Below are 619 nucleotides of genomic sequence, written 5' to 3'. Positions count from 1 at the left end.
TCCGCCGTAATTGCGGTTATACATTGTTGCCTACAGTTATTTTTATTCATTCTCAATTTTATTCAATTCCGCTATTCTGTTTTTATACATTTTAAATATTATTTCAGGATTCCATTCGTCATCCTCTGTTTTTCCGTGTCCCAATGACATTAGTGAAATCAATTTTCCGTTTTCTGCATAAAATTGGCAAGTCCAAGGTTGCAGAGTGTAATGGTTAATTGGCATATATTTTATTGATTCCTCTGCGTAAATAAGTTCTCCGTTTTGTTCGTAATAAACTTCTTCGTGAAGAGCTGTTTCTTCGTGCGAGTCAATTTGTATTATTCGCTTCCCATTATCATTTTCGCAAATCCGCCAAAATTCCGTTTTTCCATTAAAGTCAGTTACGGCATCTACATTTTGGGAACATTTGGAAAGTTCAGCCAAATATTGGTTATTAATTTCAGTCCTTAATTTTTCTTCTTTTTCTAACTCGGTTAATTCTTTTTCTGAATCAGAGATTGTTGTTTCAGATTCCGCCACATTTTTTTCAGTTGAGTTGCTTTTTTTCGATTCGCAATCAGTCAATGAAATCAAGATTATTAATGTCAGCAGGATTTTTTTCATAATTGTAGGCAAC

The 619-nt window shown here is 33.4% G+C and carries 1 protein-coding gene; it reads right to left on the bottom strand.

The window, feature by feature from the left end:
- Positions 1 to 42: 42 nt before the first annotated feature.
- The coding region (locus KLA_RS17375) for a hypothetical protein (RefSeq protein ID WP_034647511.1) at positions 43 to 619 on the bottom strand (577 nt) is incomplete at its 5' end.

Source organism: Cellulophaga geojensis KL-A (assembly GCF_000568425.1).
GTDB lineage: Bacteria > Bacteroidota > Bacteroidia > Flavobacteriales > Flavobacteriaceae > Cellulophaga > Cellulophaga lytica.
This window is presented reverse-complemented; position numbering and strand designations above follow the sequence as displayed.